15 protein-coding genes are annotated in these 17507 nt (G+C 63.6%); 8 read left to right on the top strand and 7 right to left on the bottom strand.

The features are described from left to right. Positions 1–123 precede the first annotated feature (123 nt). The 3 genes from CAG44_RS10790 to CAG44_RS10800 all read right to left on the bottom strand — a co-directional run bounded on the left by CAG44_RS10790 (position 124) and on the right by CAG44_RS10800 (position 8127). Positions 124–4563, bottom strand: coding sequence for an NEL-type E3 ubiquitin ligase domain-containing protein (locus CAG44_RS10790; protein WP_256576766.1), 4440 nt, complete (start codon positions 4561–4563; stop codon positions 124–126). 129 nt (positions 4564–4692) lie between these two features. Continuing rightward, positions 4693–7053: a DNA polymerase II gene (locus CAG44_RS10795; RefSeq protein ID WP_085592217.1), complete on the bottom strand. Its 2361-nt coding sequence runs from the start codon at positions 7051–7053 to the stop codon at positions 4693–4695. 153 nt (positions 7054–7206) lie between these two features. Beyond that, positions 7207–8127, bottom strand: a complete 921-nt coding sequence (locus CAG44_RS10800) for a LysR substrate-binding domain-containing protein (protein ID WP_085592215.1) — start codon at positions 8125–8127, stop codon at positions 7207–7209. A 159-nt stretch (positions 8128–8286) separates the two neighbouring features. Between CAG44_RS10800 and CAG44_RS10805 the strand changes: the two genes are divergently transcribed. The 8 genes from CAG44_RS10805 (at position 8287) to CAG44_RS10840 (ending at position 14103) form a co-directional block, all read left to right on the top strand. After that, a complete protein-coding gene (locus CAG44_RS10805) occupies positions 8287–9075 on the top strand; it encodes a YqcI/YcgG family protein (protein WP_025338492.1) in 789 nt (262 codons plus the stop codon). A 2-nt stretch (positions 9076–9077) separates the two neighbouring features. Continuing rightward, positions 9078–9704 carry a LysE family translocator gene (locus CAG44_RS10810; protein ID WP_025338491.1) on the top strand — a complete coding sequence of 209 codons (627 nt, stop codon included), beginning with the start codon at positions 9078–9080 and terminating at the stop codon, positions 9702–9704. A 39-nt stretch (positions 9705–9743) separates the two neighbouring features. Then, positions 9744–10826, top strand: a complete 1083-nt coding sequence (locus CAG44_RS10815; protein WP_085592213.1) for a hypothetical protein — start codon at positions 9744–9746, stop codon at positions 10824–10826. Between the two features lie 138 nt (positions 10827–10964). After that, on the top strand, positions 10965–11660 hold the full coding sequence (locus tag CAG44_RS10820; protein ID WP_075044645.1) for a sel1 repeat family protein: 696 nt from the start codon (positions 10965–10967) through the stop codon (positions 11658–11660). Positions 11661–11969: 309 nt separating this feature from the next. Then, positions 11970–12662: an AzlC family ABC transporter permease gene (locus CAG44_RS10825; protein WP_025338488.1), complete on the top strand. Its 693-nt coding sequence runs from the start codon at positions 11970–11972 to the stop codon at positions 12660–12662. Continuing rightward, positions 12659–12973 carry an AzlD domain-containing protein gene (locus tag CAG44_RS10830; protein WP_046615691.1) on the top strand — a complete coding sequence of 105 codons (315 nt, stop codon included), beginning with the start codon at positions 12659–12661 and terminating at the stop codon, positions 12971–12973. Before CAG44_RS10825 ends, CAG44_RS10830 begins: the two co-directional genes overlap by 4 nt. Beyond that, positions 12970–13803 carry an AraC family transcriptional regulator gene (locus CAG44_RS10835; protein WP_025338486.1) on the top strand — a complete coding sequence of 278 codons (834 nt, stop codon included), beginning with the start codon at positions 12970–12972 and terminating at the stop codon, positions 13801–13803. The genes CAG44_RS10830 and CAG44_RS10835 overlap by 4 nt, the downstream gene beginning before the upstream one ends. A 72-nt stretch (positions 13804–13875) precedes the next feature. Next, the gene (locus tag CAG44_RS10840) at positions 13876–14103 is read left to right on the top strand and encodes a hypothetical protein (protein WP_003260451.1); all 228 of its coding nucleotides are present in this window, start codon (positions 13876–13878) and stop codon (positions 14101–14103) included. A 127-nt stretch (positions 14104–14230) separates the two neighbouring features. Here the strand turns inward: CAG44_RS10840 and CAG44_RS10845 are convergent, their stop codons facing one another. The 4 genes from CAG44_RS10845 to CAG44_RS10860 all read right to left on the bottom strand — a co-directional run bounded on the left by CAG44_RS10845 (position 14231) and on the right by CAG44_RS10860 (position 17346). Beyond that, a complete protein-coding gene (locus CAG44_RS10845) occupies positions 14231–14713 on the bottom strand; it encodes a copper chaperone PCu(A)C (protein WP_085592211.1) in 483 nt (160 codons plus the stop codon). After that, entirely contained in the window at positions 14714–15322 is a 609-nt protein-coding gene (locus CAG44_RS10850; protein WP_024086651.1) for an SCO family protein, read from the bottom strand. It abuts the gene before it with no gap. A gap of 346 nt (positions 15323–15668) precedes the next feature. Then, positions 15669–16253, bottom strand: coding sequence for a Fe-S biogenesis protein NfuA (gene nfuA, locus CAG44_RS10855; RefSeq protein WP_003250416.1), 585 nt, complete (start codon positions 16251–16253; stop codon positions 15669–15671). A gap of 58 nt (positions 16254–16311) precedes the next feature. Further along, on the bottom strand, positions 16312–17346 hold the full coding sequence (locus CAG44_RS10860) for an acyltransferase (protein ID WP_075044641.1): 1035 nt from the start codon (positions 17344–17346) through the stop codon (positions 16312–16314). Positions 17347–17507: the final 161 nt, after the last annotated feature.

Here is a 17507-nt window from a genome sequence, read left to right on the forward strand (position 1 = left end):
CCCAGAGGCCTCCATGTTTCAATGAACAGTAACCGGCGGTTACCAAGCGTGGTCACTCTTCGTCGCGAGCCCGAAAAAGTACCTCTATCACTTGTAACTTGAGCATAGTCCAATGCGCCCTCGTCATACCCAACGTTGCAGAGCCTCGATGGTCAGTTGAAGTTCGGTCCTTTCGGTCCATAGCCTGATTTCCGCCATCAACCTGGCGGCGTCCTCGGCATTGGCATCCTCAGCCAACTGGTTCTGAAAACTTCGCGGCACTTCGAGTTCGCGTACGTAGCGTTTCTCGATATATTTTCTCCAGAACGATTGCTGGACCATCCACACTGCCACCGATTGGGCTGTCTCGTTACGCCTTATTTCCTCACGCGCGCGCATGACCGAAGCGTCATCCAGGTTCGGGATGCCCGCGTGTAGCATGCTCTGCGCATTACCAGGCAGGTCCAGGTCCTCGCGCAAGCGGATCGAGTAGGCCAGTGCCCATTCGATCGACTCGTTCCCGCGACGTGCAGCCTCAGCCTCACGCAAGGCGATGAACTCGACCTCCCGCTGCCTCCACAACCGCCGCGCCAACGCGACCAGAACTCGCTCCTGGCTACCAGAAGGGGCAGCCTGCTCGGCGTCCCATTCAAGGCATCGGATTTCAAGTTCCTGGAAGACCACCGTGGCGTTGTCGGCGCAGTTCTCAACCACCGCACGGGAGAAAAGCTCATTGGCCAGCTGTGGAACCTTCTCGATCTTTGCCATCATCGCCAAAACCCGTAAAGCCAGCATTTCCCCAAATCGAGGATGAGTGAAATCTTGCGAGTGCGTGAGCTGTTTGAGCAACTGCATGAAACTCGTCGCCCCATCCATTTGCTCGATAGTCATCCACAAGTTGCTCAGGTCTTCACGGCTCTCGCCATCCAGGCGGTCCGCCCAGCGAAACTTCTCAGGGACCGTGCTGTACTCTGGAATATTCCAGTTCTGCTGCGCCCGTTCAGCCTGACGCAGCAACACAGGATTGCCTGCCAGCGCCACGTAACCTCGCTGCCATAAATTGGACTCGATGAAACCAGGGGGCAACGTAGTGATGAAGTTGTTGGAAGCATCGAGCATGTACAGCGCCCGACAATTCGTGATGCCCTCGGGCAACGATGCCAACCCGGTATTACGTAAACGCAGTTCGGCCAACTGTTCCATCCCTACCACGGAAAAGGGCATGTTCAAACGGTTGTCCGAAAGGTTCAGGTACCGTAGCCGGCGGCAGAGCGCCAGCACTTGAGCCTGAGGCACGTCCAGCGAGATGCGGTTGGCGGACAGGTCGAGAATGCGCAGATCATTGAGCAACGCCAGGCTGCCTGGCAGACGCTCCAACCGGTTGTAGTTCAGTTCCAGAGACGTAAGATTGGGGAATGAAAGAAGAAATTGTTCTGGCACTTCCGTCAGTTGCAGGCTGCGCAGGGAAAGCTCGGTAACATGCTGGAAGATGAACTGTGGCCCCAATACAGGCAATGAGCGCAGCTCATAGCCGCTGTACTGCCAAGCCACAGATTCCCTTTCGTTCTCAGGGACAACCTGACCAGGCACCCGCGCCCGCCAGCAATTCATGATTGCTTTGCGAAACCGCTTGCGCTCGGTTCGTTCACCGGTCATCAGGCCTTGCCGCTCCCAGCCTTTCAAGTGGGCCTTCAACAGCTCCTCTTGCTGTTCGAGCACCCTGAGTTCAGCCTCGGTATCGCGCCCCGAAGCATGCAGCCTGGCCAGCCAGGCTTCGATCTGCTCGTCACTGTACGCGGGGTAGAGTTTGCGCAGGCGCGCCTCGAACGCGCGCGGTCGAGACGCAGGCCGGACAAAGCGTCCCAGGCCCCCACCAAGCGGGTAGCCGACCCGGCCATCCTCCAGGCGCATTGGCGTCAGCATCCATGGCTGTCGAGGGTTTTTGCCCAACGCCTGGGCGAGCACCCTGCTGTGCCCGGCAATTTGCCGTCCCAATACTGCTCTCAAGCTCGCGGCATAGGGTTCAGTGATGCCGAGTGCCGCATGATCGGCAGGGACAAACGCCTCCACCAGGGTCTCGAACAACTCGCCGGGGCCGCGCAGCTCCAGGCCTAGCGCGTCCTCAAGTTCGAACTGCCCGTTGTCATGTACAAGCCTGTAGTTCTGCCCGTTACCAGCGGTAGTCATTAATGGCTGCGGGCTATCGCCATCGTACAGCCGCCAGCGCGGCCTGGCCTCCCTGACATCCAGAGTCTCCAGCAGCGTCAGCGCGACCTTGGCCTGATCCAGGGTCTGGGGCGTTTCGATGAACAGCCCCTCGCAGGCACGCGCAACACGTATGCGCAGTACACTCAGCCGGGACCTTTCGACCAGCCGAAACGGCACCGTGCCGCTGACCAGTGCCTGAAACTCCGCACCTTCGGCCGACAGCTCAGCCAGCAGCTCGCGCGCCGCTCGGCGATGCAGGCTCGGGAATGCCCTGCGCAACGTTGCCACCGCCGCATCGTCCGGCTCCTGCTGCCCGTCATACACCTGTTGAAACAGTTGGCGACGCCTTGCAGAGACCTGCGCCGCCAATGCCGGCCCGTCGTGCTCGGTGACGCCAGGCAACGCCCGGGCCTTCGACAGCAACGGTGCGTCCTCCGGCACCCGCCCAAGCTTCAAATCGTCCAGCAAGGCTTGCAGCCGACGGTCGATCAGCAGGCGCTCTACGGTATCGACCAGCTCGGCCTCAGGCGCACGACCGTACACATGTAACGCCCGAAGATGATCTGCCTCCAGGGCATGGATAGCCATGGCCTGGTCAATCTGTTCATCATCCAGCCGAGCGAAACGCTCACCCAGGCGGCGGAACATCCTGTGCTTGTCTGTCCAGCTGGCCGGTTGCTCGGTCCATAGCCGCCAGGCACCGGCGTCATTGTGACGCAACAAAGGTCCATGGCCACCTCGTGGTGCCAGTTGCCACTCTTCATCTGCGCGCTGCACGATTTCGTAGTTGTGGCCGTCCATGATCATCCAGCTTCTGTCCTGGGCACGGTAGATGCCCATAGCATCGGCTACCTCACCAGCGGGAGGTGCAGCACTGCGAAACGGCACCAGGTCTCCATTCCAGAGCTTCTCGCTGCCGTCTTCCAGGCGCGCTGGCACCCACTGGTCCAATGCGGCCCAGGCCCGGCTCGCTTCCCGCCATACCACAGCGGTGACACCGATCACGGCCAGGTCTTTGGTCACGCTGAGCACATGCTCCATCGCGGCACTGGTATCGCCCTCGCGCCAGTCTTCGACGGCCTGGAACAGCTCGCCCAGCAGGTCCCAGACCATTACCGCCAGCAGCAGTGCATTGAGCGCAGGGATGAACACGCCCGCCACCGTGGCCAGTGTCCAACCCTCGGCAACCAACCTTTGTTGATGAGCTTCCTGGGCCTTGCGGTCAAGGTCTGACACCGGCGTTGCAATCACCGCAGCATCGTCCTTGATGTGATCGATGCGCGCGCAAGCAAGGTGCTCGAACAACGGCAGCGGGTAGTCCCGCATGTGCTGGTCCATTTCCCGGGTTGCCCAATCGGCGACGCCTACCAGGTCCTTGGCAACTCTGGAGAAGAACTGCTGGCTGTCGCGCCGGCGTATGAAGCGTTTGAAGAAATCCTGATAGCGCTTGTCTCGCAGACGCTGGCCCAGGACCTTGCGGGTGAAGCTTTCCAGGTCGGGGCTTGCGGTCCAGGGACCGTGGGGGTCATCGGGAATATAGACAATGATCTTGCGGCTGACCTTGTCATGAAATACATCGAGTATCACGATCTGTTGCAAGTCGCAGCCGAACGCCTTCAGTTGCCGGGCCACCACTTTCGATTCGTAGAGCGTGCCGGGGCGTCCGTGCTTGCACAGGTCCACCACCAGTTCCAGTTCAGCGGCATTCAGTACGCCATCACTCTTGGCCTTGCACGCATCGATCAGCATGACCGAGCTGTACAGCTGGGCAAGCGTCGAAGCCATGCTGCGCCAGCCGCTGGCCTGGCTGTTCGGCGCTTTGAGCACGGAGTCCAGGTGCTGTTGATAGCGCTTGCCCAGGTCCAGCTTGCGGCACAAGCGCGCGAAGGCAGGCGCGGTTGGCGACGCGAGGCGTTGCGACAGGCTGTCGACGATGCAGTTGTCCTTGTGCTGTTCGTTCCGCCCCTCGCCCGGCGTGAAGTTGTCCAGTGCCGCCTCGATCAGCGGTACGTCGAAATAGTCCTTTTCCACCACCGGGTAGCGCCCCCACACGGTGCCCTGGCTGGGAGCGGTGTAGGTGTACCAGCGCCTGAAATACAGGCCATCGACATTTTCCCTGGTGACGAATTCTTCCTGCATGGCGTGTTGTAGCAGCGGCTTGACGAAACGGTCGATGCCCTCGATGCGCGCAAGCTCCTTTTCCAGCCACTGTCGACAGGCCAGGCTGTCTTTCAATGCGTTACGTAAAGCAGCATGCTGCGATTCATACAGACCGTTGGCCGGGATGTTCTGCTCGGTCGGCGATACGATACGCAGCCGGCGAATCCATCTGGGCAGTCGTTTGACGATGAGGTTGTCCTGATAGGCCTGCTCCATGGCCAGCGTATCGGCGGTTGGCGGTAGTTCCTGGCGGGGTGTAGTCACGTTGTTGCGCCTCTGGCTGATCCAAAGGCCCGACACTAGACGCAGGCTTGCCAAGCGATTGGCTAGATAGCTACCACCTCTTCAGAACAGCGCCAGCTGCTGGCCGGTCAGCCCTTCGAAACTGTCGCCAACGAAAGGCAGGATGGCATCAGCCACCGGCTGCAGCTGCCGCGTCAGGTAATGCTCGTAGTCCACCGGTGCTTGCAGGTTTTCCAGGGGTTCTGGGCCCGCCAGGGTGATCAGATAGCTGATCCAGCCGCCGCGCTGGTATTGCAACGGGCGGCCAAGGCGGCGGTTGTAGTCATCGGCCAGCCGGGCCGCACGCACGTGCGGTGGCACATTGCGCTGGTAATCGGCTAGCGGCCGGCGCAAACGCTTGCGGTACACCATCAGCTCATTCAGCTCGCCCGCCAGGGTGCGCCGTACATAATCACGCACATACGCCTGGTAAGGCTCCCCGCGGAATATCCGGCCATAAAGCTCCTGCTGGAACTCCCGGGCCAGCGGCGACCAGTCGGTACGCACCGACTCCAGGCCTTTGTAGACCATCTGCTCGCTGCCATCGGCCCGCTGCACCAGCCCGGCGTAGCGCTTCTTGCTGCCTTCGTCCGTGCCGCGGATGGTGGGCATCAGGAAGCGCCGGTAATGCACCTCGAACTGCAGCTCCAGCGCGCTTTCCAGGTTCATCCGCTCGCGCAGGTGTTCGCGCCACCACTGGTTGACCTGGGCCACCAGCTCACGGCCGATGCGTGCTGCAGCCTCCTCGCCGTGGGCGCCCTTGAGCCAGACGAAGGTGGAGTCGGTATCGCCGTAGATCACCTCGTAGCCCCTGGCTTCGATCAGCGCACGGGTCTGGCGCATGATCTGGTGCCCGCGCATGGTGATCGACGAAGCCAGGCGCGGGTCGAAGAAGCGGCAGCCGCTCGAGCCCAACACCCCGTAGAAGGCATTCATGATGATCTTCAGCGCTTGCGACAGCGGCGCGTTGCCCTCGCGCTTGGCCGCTTCCCGGCCCTGCCATACACGCTCGACGATGGCCGGCAGGCAATGCTCGCTACGGGAAAAACGCCCACCCCGGAAGCCTTCCACCGAGTGTTCATCGTCGGGCAGGCGCAAGCCTTCGACCAGCCCCACCGGGTCGATCAGGAAGGTACGAATGATCGACGGGTACAAGCTCTTGTAGTCCAGCACCAACACCGAGTCGTACAGGCCCGGGCGCGAATCCATGACGAAGCCACCGGGGCTGGCTTCGTCGGGGCGGCTGCCGAGGTTGGGGGCGACGAAGCCCAGGCGGTGCATCTGCGGGATGTACAAGTGGCAGAACGCGGCCACCGAACCACCGCTGCGGTCCACCGCAAGGCCGGTCACCGAAGACCGCTCCAGCAGGAATTCGAGCAGGCGGGTGTGGGCGAAAATGCGCGTCACCAGCTCGCAATCCTTGAGGTTGTAGCGCGCCAACGCCGGCTTGTCCTCGGCGAAGCGGCGGTTGATTTCATCCATGCGCTGGTACGGCGTGTCGATGGCCTTGCCTTCACCGAGCAAGGTCTGGGCGACACTTTCGAGGCTGAACGACGGGAAGCTCCAGGTCGCCGAGCGCAGCGCCTCGATGCCGTCGATCAGCAGCCGCCCCGGGGCATCGGCGAACACGTGGCCACCACCGGCATGGCTGCGCAAGGTCATCGGCGTGCCATTGCGCCCCAGTGCCAGCGGTACCAGCAGCAGCTTGGCGTGCTCGTGCAGCAGGCGCAGGTCGAACTGGATCAGGTTCCAGCCGATGATTGCATCCGGGTCGTGCTCGGCCATCCACTGGTTGAGGCAGGCCAGTATGTCGGCGCGGTCGGCGCAGTAGTGCAGGTCGAAGTCGAGGTCATCAGCCGTGCCGTTGGCCGGCCCGAGCATGTACACCTGGCGCTGGCCACAACCTTCCAGGGCAATGCTGTACAGCTCGCCCCGCTCGCTGGTCTCGATGTCCAGCGACACCAGGCGCAGCGGCGGGCGATAACCCGGCAGGGGCTTGAGCTGGGCATCGCAGAGCACGCCTTGGGCATCCGGTTGGCCGGTGAACTGCACCGGGGCGGTGATGAAGCGCTCCATCAGGTAGCGCTCGGGCGGGCGAATATCGGCTTCGAACACCTCGATACCGGCCGTGCGCAGGCGTTGCTCCAGCTGCATCAGTTGCCGGTGCTGGCGGCAGTACAGGCCCAGCACCGGGCGCTGGTCAAAGTCCTTCAGCTGCAGCGGCCGCAACTCGACACCGGCTTCGTTGGCCAGCAGCACCCGCGCGTGCGCTTCCTGCGCCTGGGGGATGAATGCCACCGATACCTGTGGCGCCAGGCGCAGCTGCCGTGGCCCCTGGTCGGTGGCCAGCCAGAATTCCACACAGGTGCCTTCGGGCGTGTCATGCCAATGTCGGGTCAGGACAAAGCCCTGCTGCAACTCCACCGCGTCGACCTCTGAATCGTTTGTTGTGCTGATTGCGGGATTCTACCGCTGACGCACCGTCGCAGCGCATTTTGTTGGGGCCAGCAGGTGTTTGCCGAAATATTTTCAGCGCCGGGCGCTTGCCGGCGGCCGGGCGTTTGCTCGAACGCGTGTTCAACCGTACAGGTAATTGATGTCCTTGCAGGCCAGCGGCGGCACCTGGCCCAGCAGGAACTCGCGCAGCTTGTGCATCTGCCGCGCCTTGGGGCTGGCCTTGAGCCAGGTCATGTAATAGCCGTCGCCGGTGGCCACCGCGTGCTTGAACGGCGTGACCAGGCGCCCGGCCAGCAGGTCGGCGCTGGCCAGCACCAGGTCGACCACCGAAATACCCAGGCCTTGCTGTGCGGCCGAGATGCCCTGGTCGAGGGTATCGAACACTTGCCCGTGATCGATGCTGATGTCCAGCGCATCCATGCGAGCCAACCAGCGCCGCCAGTCTCGTCGGTCAGGGGACGGGTGCAGGAATTCGCACTGGGCCAGGTCGGCAAGGACCGGTTGTGCCTGGGCCATGTAATCCGGGTGGCACACAGGGATCAGCCATTCATCGAACAGCTTGAAACTCTCGATATCGGCGGGAAAACGCCCGTTGGCCAGGAGGATCGCACAGTCGTAGGGCTCGGAGTAGAAGTCCACGCTGTCGATGTCCATCCACACGCTGGACAGCTGCACGCTGCAGTTGTCCTCGACCTTCTTGAACGCATCCAGCGCCCGCAGCAGCCAGCGCACGGTGAGCGTGGACGGCGCCTTCAGACGCAGGCCGTAGCGGTCCTGACGCAGCAGGGCGCAGGCATTTTCGATGATCTTGAAGCCAACCTTGAGCTCCTGCGCCAGCAGGCGGCCGTGCTCGGTCAGGGCCAGCTTCGGCCCGCGGCGTTCGAACAGGTCGCAGCCGAACATGGCTTCGAGGGTCTTGATGTGGTGGCTGACGGCGCCCTGGGTCAGGGCCAGCTCTTCCGCGGCACGGGTAAATGAGCCATAGCGAGAGGCCACCTCGAAGGCACGCAGCGCGTGCAAAGCCTGAATCCGTTCCGACATGGCGACGCCCTGAGCATGAGTAAGACTAATAGTAGGTCATAGTTCCACGCGTTTTACAACGCCAAGGACGTCTCGGAAAATGCGGGTAAATAATAAACATAACCAAGATCCTGCCTGCATGTGACTTGAACGTTCATCAAATTTACGCCTGGGGAAATCATGTCGACGGGTTATGGAACTTGCTATCGCCTGGATGCGCTAGAGCTGGCCGCTGACCATGTGCGCAACGCGCGACATTGGACCTACAAAGCCGTAGAACATTTTCGCAGTGTCCTCGCCAACCCCGAGTTTCCCTGCCTGTTCGGCCGCAAGGCGGTAAACGGCGCAACCTGCCACATCCTCTTCGCCCGCGCCGGGCAGCTGGCCGATGACATCGCCATGGGCCTGGCCGACTACGTGCGCACCGTCACACCTATCCCACCCAAGCAGCGTATCGGCAGCCCACTGGTGGTGTTTCTCGAAACTGCCGCCGACTACACCCTGGCCGAGCAACAGGCGCTGGCCTGGAAGGTGTTGCGTGGCGTGCACGCGCGCGACCCGCATCCCTGGCCGCAGGGCATCCCGACCGACCCCGACGACAACGCCTGGTCGTTCTGCTTTGCCGGCATGCCGCTGTTCATCAACATGAACTTCCCCGGCCACCAGCAGATGAAAAGCCGCAACCTGGGGCCACACATCACCTTCGTCATCAACCCGCGGGCGAACTTCGACGAAGTGGCCAACGTCAACACCGAAAGCGGCCATCGTATCCGCGAACGCATCCGCGAGCGCGTGCACCACTACAACGACGGCGTCATGCCCGACACCCTTGGCTTCTTCGGCGATGCCGACAACTACGAGTGGAAGCAGTACCAACTGCAGGAGGCAGGGTCGCTCAACCCGTCCCGCTGCCCGTTCCACGCCCATGCCGTACAGCCGGCAACACCCGACATACTGATCGAGACCTGACCGTGAATACCGCACTCACCGCTACCTACGCCCTTACTGTCCTGCTACTGATCGCCACCCCCGGCCCGGTGGTGGCACTGATCGTCAACACCGCGGCCGCCTCCGGCTCACGCAAGGCCATGTTCACGGCTGTGGGCACCAACTGGGCATCACTGGTGCTGATCGGCGCGGCGGCCTGGATCATCCTCACCAGCGCCGCCATCGACAAGGCCTGGCTCAGCGCCATGAGCCTGCTGGGTTGCCTGTTCATCGGCTACATTGCCGTCGGCACGCTGCGGGACGCCTTGCAGGCGCCAGCAGCCGAGGCACCGGGCGAGCTCGCCAAGCCTGGCCGCGGCGGGCTGCTGCAAGGTTTCATGGTGGGCATTTCCAACCCGAAGGACATCATCTTCTTCATCGCCTTCTTCCCGCAGTTCATCCAGATCACCGAGTCGTTCGGCAAGAGCATGGTGGTGCTGTCGATGCTGTGGGTGGCCATCGATTTTGCCGTGCTCAGCCTGTACATCTTCGCCATCGGCAAGATCGCCTCGCAGCGCAGCAACCGCATGATCAGCCTGGCCTCGGGGGTCGCCCTGCTGCTGATCGCCGCCGGCGGCCTGCTGTACAACGTCAAGGAGCTGGCGGCCTGAACGTGACGCAAGGTGCCCGCTGCAACAGAAGGAGAACCCATGACTGCGACTGACACGACCCCGTCGCCTTCGCCGTTGCAACAGGACTACCAGCGCTTTCTGCTGCTGGGCAGCCGGCGTGCCCCGCACACCGTGCATGTGCACGAAACCGGCTACCGCTCCGGCACCATCAACACCGATGCCCTGGGCCTGCGCTACAGCCATTTTGCCGGCAAGCGCTTTTCGGCAGCCGAGCGCGGTGGTGCGTCACGCATCAACTTGCTGGTCGGCGGCTCCACCGCCTTGGGCATCGGTGCCAGCTCCGACGAACACACGGTGGCCTCGCACCTGTCGATGCTGACTGGCGAAGTCTGGCTGAGCCTGGCTGGCTGCGGGCTCAATGCCAGCCAGGAGCTGCTGATGTTCCTGACCCACCAGCACCGCCTTGGCCAGCTCGGCCATGTGGTGGTGCTCAGCGGCCTCAACACCCTGGCCCACGAAGCCCTCTGCGAAGTCCTCGCCAGCCTGAGCGACCCGCGGCACGCCAAGGCCTACCAGGATTTTCTCAACAGTTTCAGCGAAGGCATGCAGCCCACGGCGGCTCCCCGCCGGCAATCGCTGTGGCGGCGCATCGGCCAGGCGTTGGCCACGCCCTCGGTCGCAACACCTGCCACCTGGCCGCTGTCACCCCCGGAAAAGCGCCTGGCCCGTGCCGCCGATAGCATTGGCCGGACCTTGCGCCAATGGGACCGGCTGCTGGCAGACAGCCATTCCACCCTCACCTTCATCCTGCAGCCATTGCTGCCCTGGTGCCGGGATAGCCTGCCCGCTGGCGAGCAGGCCATGCTGGAGGCGCTGCAGCGACGACCGGCGAATTTCGACCGGCTGCTGGACGGCGCGTTCGACAGCCAGTTGCACTCGGCCTTCTTCCGTCGCATCAAGAGCCAGGCCGACCCGGTGCCCTGCTATGACATGAACTGCATGCTCAGCAGCTCGCCGGTGTTCGGCGCCGACCTGTTCATCGATCGCCTGCACCTGAACGACCTGGGCAACAATGCCCTGGCCAAGGTCATTACCGCCAAGCTTGGCCTGGCCCAGGAAAAACATGCCCAGCGCAAGGTCACGCCGATCAAGCTCGTCTGACAGTTGCCAGGTGGTCTTCCGGCCAGGCCCCTTGGGTGGCTAGAATAGGCCGTCGTTCCGATCTGCCCGAGGCGCACGCTTGACCGCCATGAACATCGAAGCCATCCATCAGTACCTGGCACCCCATGGGGCTTGCCTGTGAGCCGCATGCTTCGCTTGCCCCCACTGCTGATCGCCCTGATGCCGCTGGCCGCGCACGCGCTGGAAGTGCGCATCGACCCTCATGCCGACCTGCTCTACCGCCAGGCCTTGCCCCTGCTGGAGCAGGCCGACAGCCAGGACGACGGCGCCAGCACGCTGCGCACGGCCATCGGCGGCGACCCGGAGCTCAGCCGCCAGGGCCAGGCCATGGCCCACACCCTGCCGACAGCCGTCGCCTTGCTGAAAAAGTCCGTGGAGCTGGGCCACCCGGTCGCACAGTACCGCCTGGCGCTGTACTACATGACCTACCTGCCCGCCGCGCAAATCCCGGATGCCGCCTGCCCGCTGCTCGAAGCCAGCCTCAGACAGGGCTTTGCCGCACCGGCGCCGGCCATCGCCACCTGGTGCCCGCCCTATAACGTCAGCAGCGAGTACCGTACTGCGCTGGAGGCCATCCCCAACATGGCCACCGTGTATGCGCCCTACTACCCGCAACCGGCCACGCGCCTGGCCTGCAACCGCAACCGGCCACAAGGCCTGGAAATGCAGTGGGGGCGCCAGCGTGACTACCAGGCCGAGGTATACCGCCTGCTCGGCGACCTCGACCCGCAGCACCGCCAGAGCCTGCTGCAGAAGGCCGTGGATACCAACGGCTGCGTGACAGCGCAGCAGCACCTGACCAGCCGTCCCTGACCATCAGCAGTCGCGATCCTTTGTGGGAGATGGCCCAGCCTTTGGGCTGCGCTGGCGCGTAGAGAACTCAATTCGCAAGCGCGACGCGGCCTGTGTGGGAGCGGGCGTGCCCGCGAAGCATCCAACGCGGTGCATGGCACCGGCTGCGCCGGTGTTCGCGGGCATGCCCGCTCCCACAGTGACCGCGTGTGCCTTGAAATTTTGAGCAAGACAGTTGCCCCCACAAGGTGGAGACCAGCAAGATCGTTCAAGCCATCCCCCGCCCTGTCTGGCATGCTGGCCTGCCAACGTACACGCACTGCAGCCACCATGCCCCACATCGCCCGCCAAGCCTTTCTCCACGGCGCCATCGCCATTCTCCCGTTGTCCCTGGCCGTCGCCCCCTGGGGCCTGCTGGCCGGTTCCATGGCCATCGAGGCCAACCTCAGCGCCTGGGAGGGACAAGGGCTGTCGGCCATCGTCTTCGCCGGTGCCGCGCAACTGGTGGCGATCGGCATGCTCAAGGGCGGCGCCAACCTGGCGTCGATCCTGCTGACCACCCTGCTGCTGACCTCGCAGCACCTGCTGTATGGCCTGACGATGCGCCCGGTGCTGTCCAGCCAGCCGCTGCGCTGGCGCCTGGGCCTGGGCTTCCTGCTCACTGACGAGTTCTTCGCCCTGACCAGCCAGTACGACCAGCAGCAGTTCAACCGCTGGTACGCCCTGGGCGTGGGCCTGACCTTCTACGTCGCCTGGAACCTGTTCACCCTGGCCGGCATCCTGCTGGGGCAGAACATTCCGCACCTGGACCAGCTCGGCCTGGACTTTTCCATTGTCGCCACCTTCGTCGCCCTGATCGCGCCGCTGGTGCGCAACCTGGCCACGCTGGTGTGCGTGGCGGTGTCGCTGTTCTGTTCGGTGCTGTTCAGCTACTGGCACTGGGAAACCGCCCTGGTGGCCGCAGGCCTGCTGGGCATGAGCGCCGGTTTCGTCTGCCAGAAATTCACCGGAGCCCGCGCATGACCTGGGTCCTGATTCTTGCCATGGGCGCCATCGTGTTCCTCAACCGCTATGCGTTCCTGGAGCCGCGCCTGCCCTTGCGCCTGAGCTCCAACGCCCGGCAGTTCCTCGGCTTTGCCGTGCCGGGCATGCTCACCGCAATCTGCGGCCCGATCATCTTCATGCCCGAGCACCAGTTGAACCTGAGCCTGCTCAACCCCTACCTGCTGGGTTCGCTGGTGGCCATCGCCCTGGTGCTGTTGACCCGCAGCGTGTTGCTGAGCATGCTGGTGAGCATGTTGATCTTCTTCCTCCTGCGCAGCTGGCTGGCATGAGCACGCCTCTGCGCGAGCAGACACACCTTTGGCAGGCGCCGGCACTGGGCGACGTCGAGATGCTGCACGCGCGCTATTTCCAGCAGCGTTTCGCCCCGCATGTGCATGAAGGCTATGTGTTCACCGTGATCGAGTCGGGCGCCCAGCGCTTCTGGCATCGCGGCAGCGAGCACCTGGCGCCGGTCGGCAGCATGGTGTTGATCAACCCCGACGAACTGCACACCGGGGCCACCGCCCACGAAGCGGGCTGGCGCTACCGAGGGTTCTACCCGGAACATGAACGGGTAACCGGGGTGCTCGACGAACTGGAACTGGGCCGCCACGGCATGCCCAGCTTCAAGGACAGCGTGATCCACGACCCGGCCCTGGCGCTTGCCTTCAGCCAGTTGCACCAGCTGTCCGAAGCCGGCGCCAGCGCCCTGCAGCAGCAGACCGCCTGGCGCCAGGCGGTGCTGGCCCTGGTGCAACGGCACGGGCAATGCGCCGAACCAGCCGCGCCTGGCCACGAACCGCTGGCAGTGGCCCGCGCCCGTGAGCTGCTGGAAAGCCAACTGGCCGACCCGCCCTCGCTCGAGGCCCTGGCGGCGGCGGTCAACTTGTCACCATTCCATTTCGCCCGGGTGTTCCGCCAGGCCACCGGCCTGCCGCCACATGCCTGGTTGAAGCAGCGGCGCCTGGCCCGTGCGCGGGAAATGCTCAAGCGTGGCTGGGCTGCCTCGGAGGTGGCGTTCGACCTGGGCTTTGCCGACCAGAGCCATTTGAGCCGGCAGTTCAAGCAGGCCTATGGGGTAACGCCAGGGGCTTATCGCAGCGCCTGCCTGCAAGGCTGAGCTGCGACAGCCGGCCTCAGGCAGGCCGGCCAGCCACTGCTACACTGACAAGGCTGAATGGAGGATCCTGCCATGTCCGAAAGAGAGCTCACCACCCTCCTGTCGCTGATGAACCAGCGCCAGGCCTGCCTGAGCAGTGCCTGCAAGGAGATAGCCGACTGGATCGACCGGCAGGGCGACGTGCCCGCCGCCGGCAAGATCCGCGCAAGTCTCAAGGCCCTGGAGGCCGATGAGGCCCAGGTCCGCAAGACCTTGACCTCGCTGACCCTCGACAGGCCGCTGCCCAAGTTTCGCAGCTGATTGAACCGGGGGCTGCCTGGCAGCCCATCGCGACACAAGGCCGTTCCCACAGGGGATACGCGTTCTCCTGTGGGAGCGGCCTTGTGTCGCGATGGGGCGCAAAGCGCCCCCAAAGGGTTCAGCCTGATCAGTGCTTCATGTGCATGTGATCATGCCCACCGCCCGCCTCCGCGTTGAGCGCACGCACTTCGGCCTGTACGTCCAGGGTTTCCTTGGCCCCCTTGGCATCTTCGATGGTCAGGGTCAGCGGCACTTTCTCGCCTTCCTTCACCTGATTGTTCAGGCCCATCAGCATCACATGCAGGCTGTTCGGGTCGAGAGTTACGGCCTTGCCGGCCGGCAACTCGACCGCCTTGACTTCACGCATGCCCATCACATCACCGTTCATGGTCATCTCGTGCACCTGCACGGTCTTGGCCACAGGCGAAGCCACGCCCACCAGCTTGCTGTCGCTGCTGGCGGTCAGGGTCATGAAGGCACCGGTGGACTGCTGGTGCGGCACGGTCGCCCGCACCCAGGCGTCGCTCACGGTGGTCTGGGCCAGGGCCGGCAGCGCCAGGCCCATCAGGACCAGGGCAGCCAGGCCCTGCTTGATCGGTTGCATCGACATTCAGCAGATCTCCATCAGGGTGACCAGGTCTTCGGCGCATTCCTGGGCGGTCAGGGAATGGCCCAGGCTCAGGCGCAGGGTGCCACGCGTATCGTAGACGTAGCTGGTGGACGAGTGAGAGACGGTATAGGTATCACCGGCCGGGACTTTCTCGTAGAACACCTTGAATTCCTTGGCCACCGCGGCGATTTCCTCAGGGGTGCCGGTCAGCGCGGTGAACGACGGGTCGAACGCCTTCACGTAGGCATCGAGCACTTCGGGGGTGTCGCGCTCCGGGTCCAGGGTAATCAACACCACCTGGAACAGGTCGCGATCGCGGCCGCGCAGCAGCTTGCGGATTTGCGCGGCGCGCGCCAGGGTGGTCGGGCACACGGCCGGGCACTGGGTGAAGCCGAAGAAGATCATCGGCATGCTGCCGTAGAAGCTCGACAGGGTGCGCACATTGCCTTGGGTGTCCTTGAGGCTGAACTTGCGCCCAAGGATTTCGTTGCTCATGTTCTTGCCGTACTTGAACTCGAGCCCCCGGGCCGGGCTGCAGCCTGCGAGCAGGCCAAGCCCGAGAACGCCCATCCCGGCGACAACTGCGCGCCGGGTATATAGATCATTCATGAAACCATCCTTTACAGGGAAGGTGCCGGCCCTCGGGACGGGCCGGTCGAAAAACCGGGGCATTCTGGCACGACACCCCGAGGGGTTCTACCCGACGAAGGCAAGGATCGGCTGCAGCCCTTTGAATACGGGCTGCGGCCTGTTGTCGCAGGGGTTGAAACAGTAACACTTTGTTGCTAAGGCCTGACCAGGTTGTGCGGTCGTTGTGGGAGCGGCCTTGCGTCGCGAAAGGGCTGCATAGCAGCCCCTGGGGTATTGGCGGCGAAGCTGATATTGCTGGGGCCGCTTCGCGGCCCTTTCGCGACGCAAGGCCGCTCCCACACAACAGACCGCGCCCGCCTCTACATCAGTAGTAGGCGTTCTCTTTCTGGCTGTGGTCAGTCACGTCACGCACGCCCTTCAGCTCGGGAATACGCTCGAGCAGGGTACGCTCGATGCCTTCCTTCAGGGTCACGTCGGCCTGGCCACAGCCTTGGCAACCACCACCGAACTGCAGCACGGCAATGCCGTCGTCGACCACATCCACCAGGCTCACCTGGCCGCCGTGGCTGGCCAGGCCGGGGTTGATCTCGGTCTGCAGGTAGTAGTTGATGCGCTCGTTGATCGGGCTGTCTTCGTTGACCATCGGCACCTTGGCATTCGGCGCCTTGATGGTCAGCTGGCCACCCATGCGGTCGGTGGCATAGTCGACCAGTGCGTCTTCCAGGAACGGCACGCTGACCGCGTCCAGGTAAGCGGTGAAGCTCTTCAGACCCACGGCGGTGTCGTCAGGCTTTTCTTCGCCCGGCTTGCAGTAGGCGATGCAGGTTTCGGCGTACTGGGTGCCCGGCTGGGTGATGAAAATGCGAATGCCGATGCCAGGCGTGTTCTGCTTGGAGAGCAGATCGGCCAGGTAGTCATGGGCGGCGTCGGTAATGGTTATAGCGCTCATGTAGGTTCCTCACAGACTTGCGGCCAAGTGTACGCCAACCCGGCCTTCGAACAAAGTCCTAGTATTTGACTCGGGAAAGCGCATATTCAGGGGCCTGCCCCCGTGGCGCCGCCAGCCAGGCCTGCATGCGCCGGTACAGGCCGCGCTCCAGCCACTGGTAGCTGAACCACGACATTAGTCCAATGGACGGCACGCACAGGGCGAACACCAGGTACGGGTTCAACTGCAGGCGCTGGCTGGCGAACCAGCCTGCGTACAGCACCAGCACATGGACCAGGTACACCGAATACGAACAGTCGCCCAGCGCCTTGAGCAGCCGGTTGCCGCGGAACACCGGCTCCAGGGCGACGAAGGCCAGCACGATCATTGCGCTCGGCACGCCCCAGTGCAGCAAGCGCCGGGAAGCGTCCAGGTGGTAGATGGCAAGGCCTGCCACCGCCAGCAACGCCAACGGCAGCCAGCGGCCCTGGTGGATCAGCCCGCGACGGTGCAGCACGCCCAGGCCGATACCGAGCAGGAATTCGTAGATGATGTCGTTGCTGTAGAAGCGGCTGAGCACGCCCAGCCGGCCCAGTATCTCGCTGGCCAGCAGCAGCGCGGCGGTGACCAGCAACTGGTGATGACGCTGGCGCACCAGGAAGGCCAGGCCGAACAGCAGGTAGAAGAACATCTCGAAGTTCAGCGTCCAGCCCACGTTCAGGGTCGGGTACAAGCCGTAGCCACCGGGGTTTTCCGCCGGGATGAACAGCAGCGACAGCAGCAGGTGGTGCCAGGTGAATGCCTGGTGCGGCATCCATTGACTGAAGGCCAGCAGCAGGGTTGCCATCAGCGCCGTGTAGAACCAATAGGCCGGGACGATACGCAGCGCCCGGTTGAGCAGGAACTGGCGAGGCTCGATGGCCTTGTCGCAAGTCGACAGGTAGATGACCAGCCCGCTGATGACGAAGAAGATGTCGACGCCTGCGGCGCCGCGGTCGGTGAGCAGTTGGCCGATGGGGCCGGAGGCTTGGAAGTCGAAGAAGATCTGCATGAAATGGTGGCAGACCACCACCCAGGCGGCGAACGCCCGCAGTGCCTGAAGCGAATACAGCATGGAGAACCCTGCAATTGCCGGTGCATTGAGGCCTTTGGGAGCGCGTTGCGCTCCATCGCCGGCAAGCCAGCTCCCACAAGTACTGCGCAGCCTTCAGGCATGTGCGGCCCCTGTGGGAGCTGGCTTGCCGGCGATTGGGCTGCAAAGCAGCCCCCGGACCA

It is taken from the genome of Pseudomonas sp. B13(2017) (assembly GCF_002113245.1).
Lineage (GTDB): Bacteria > Pseudomonadota > Gammaproteobacteria > Pseudomonadales > Pseudomonadaceae > Aquipseudomonas > Aquipseudomonas putida_Z.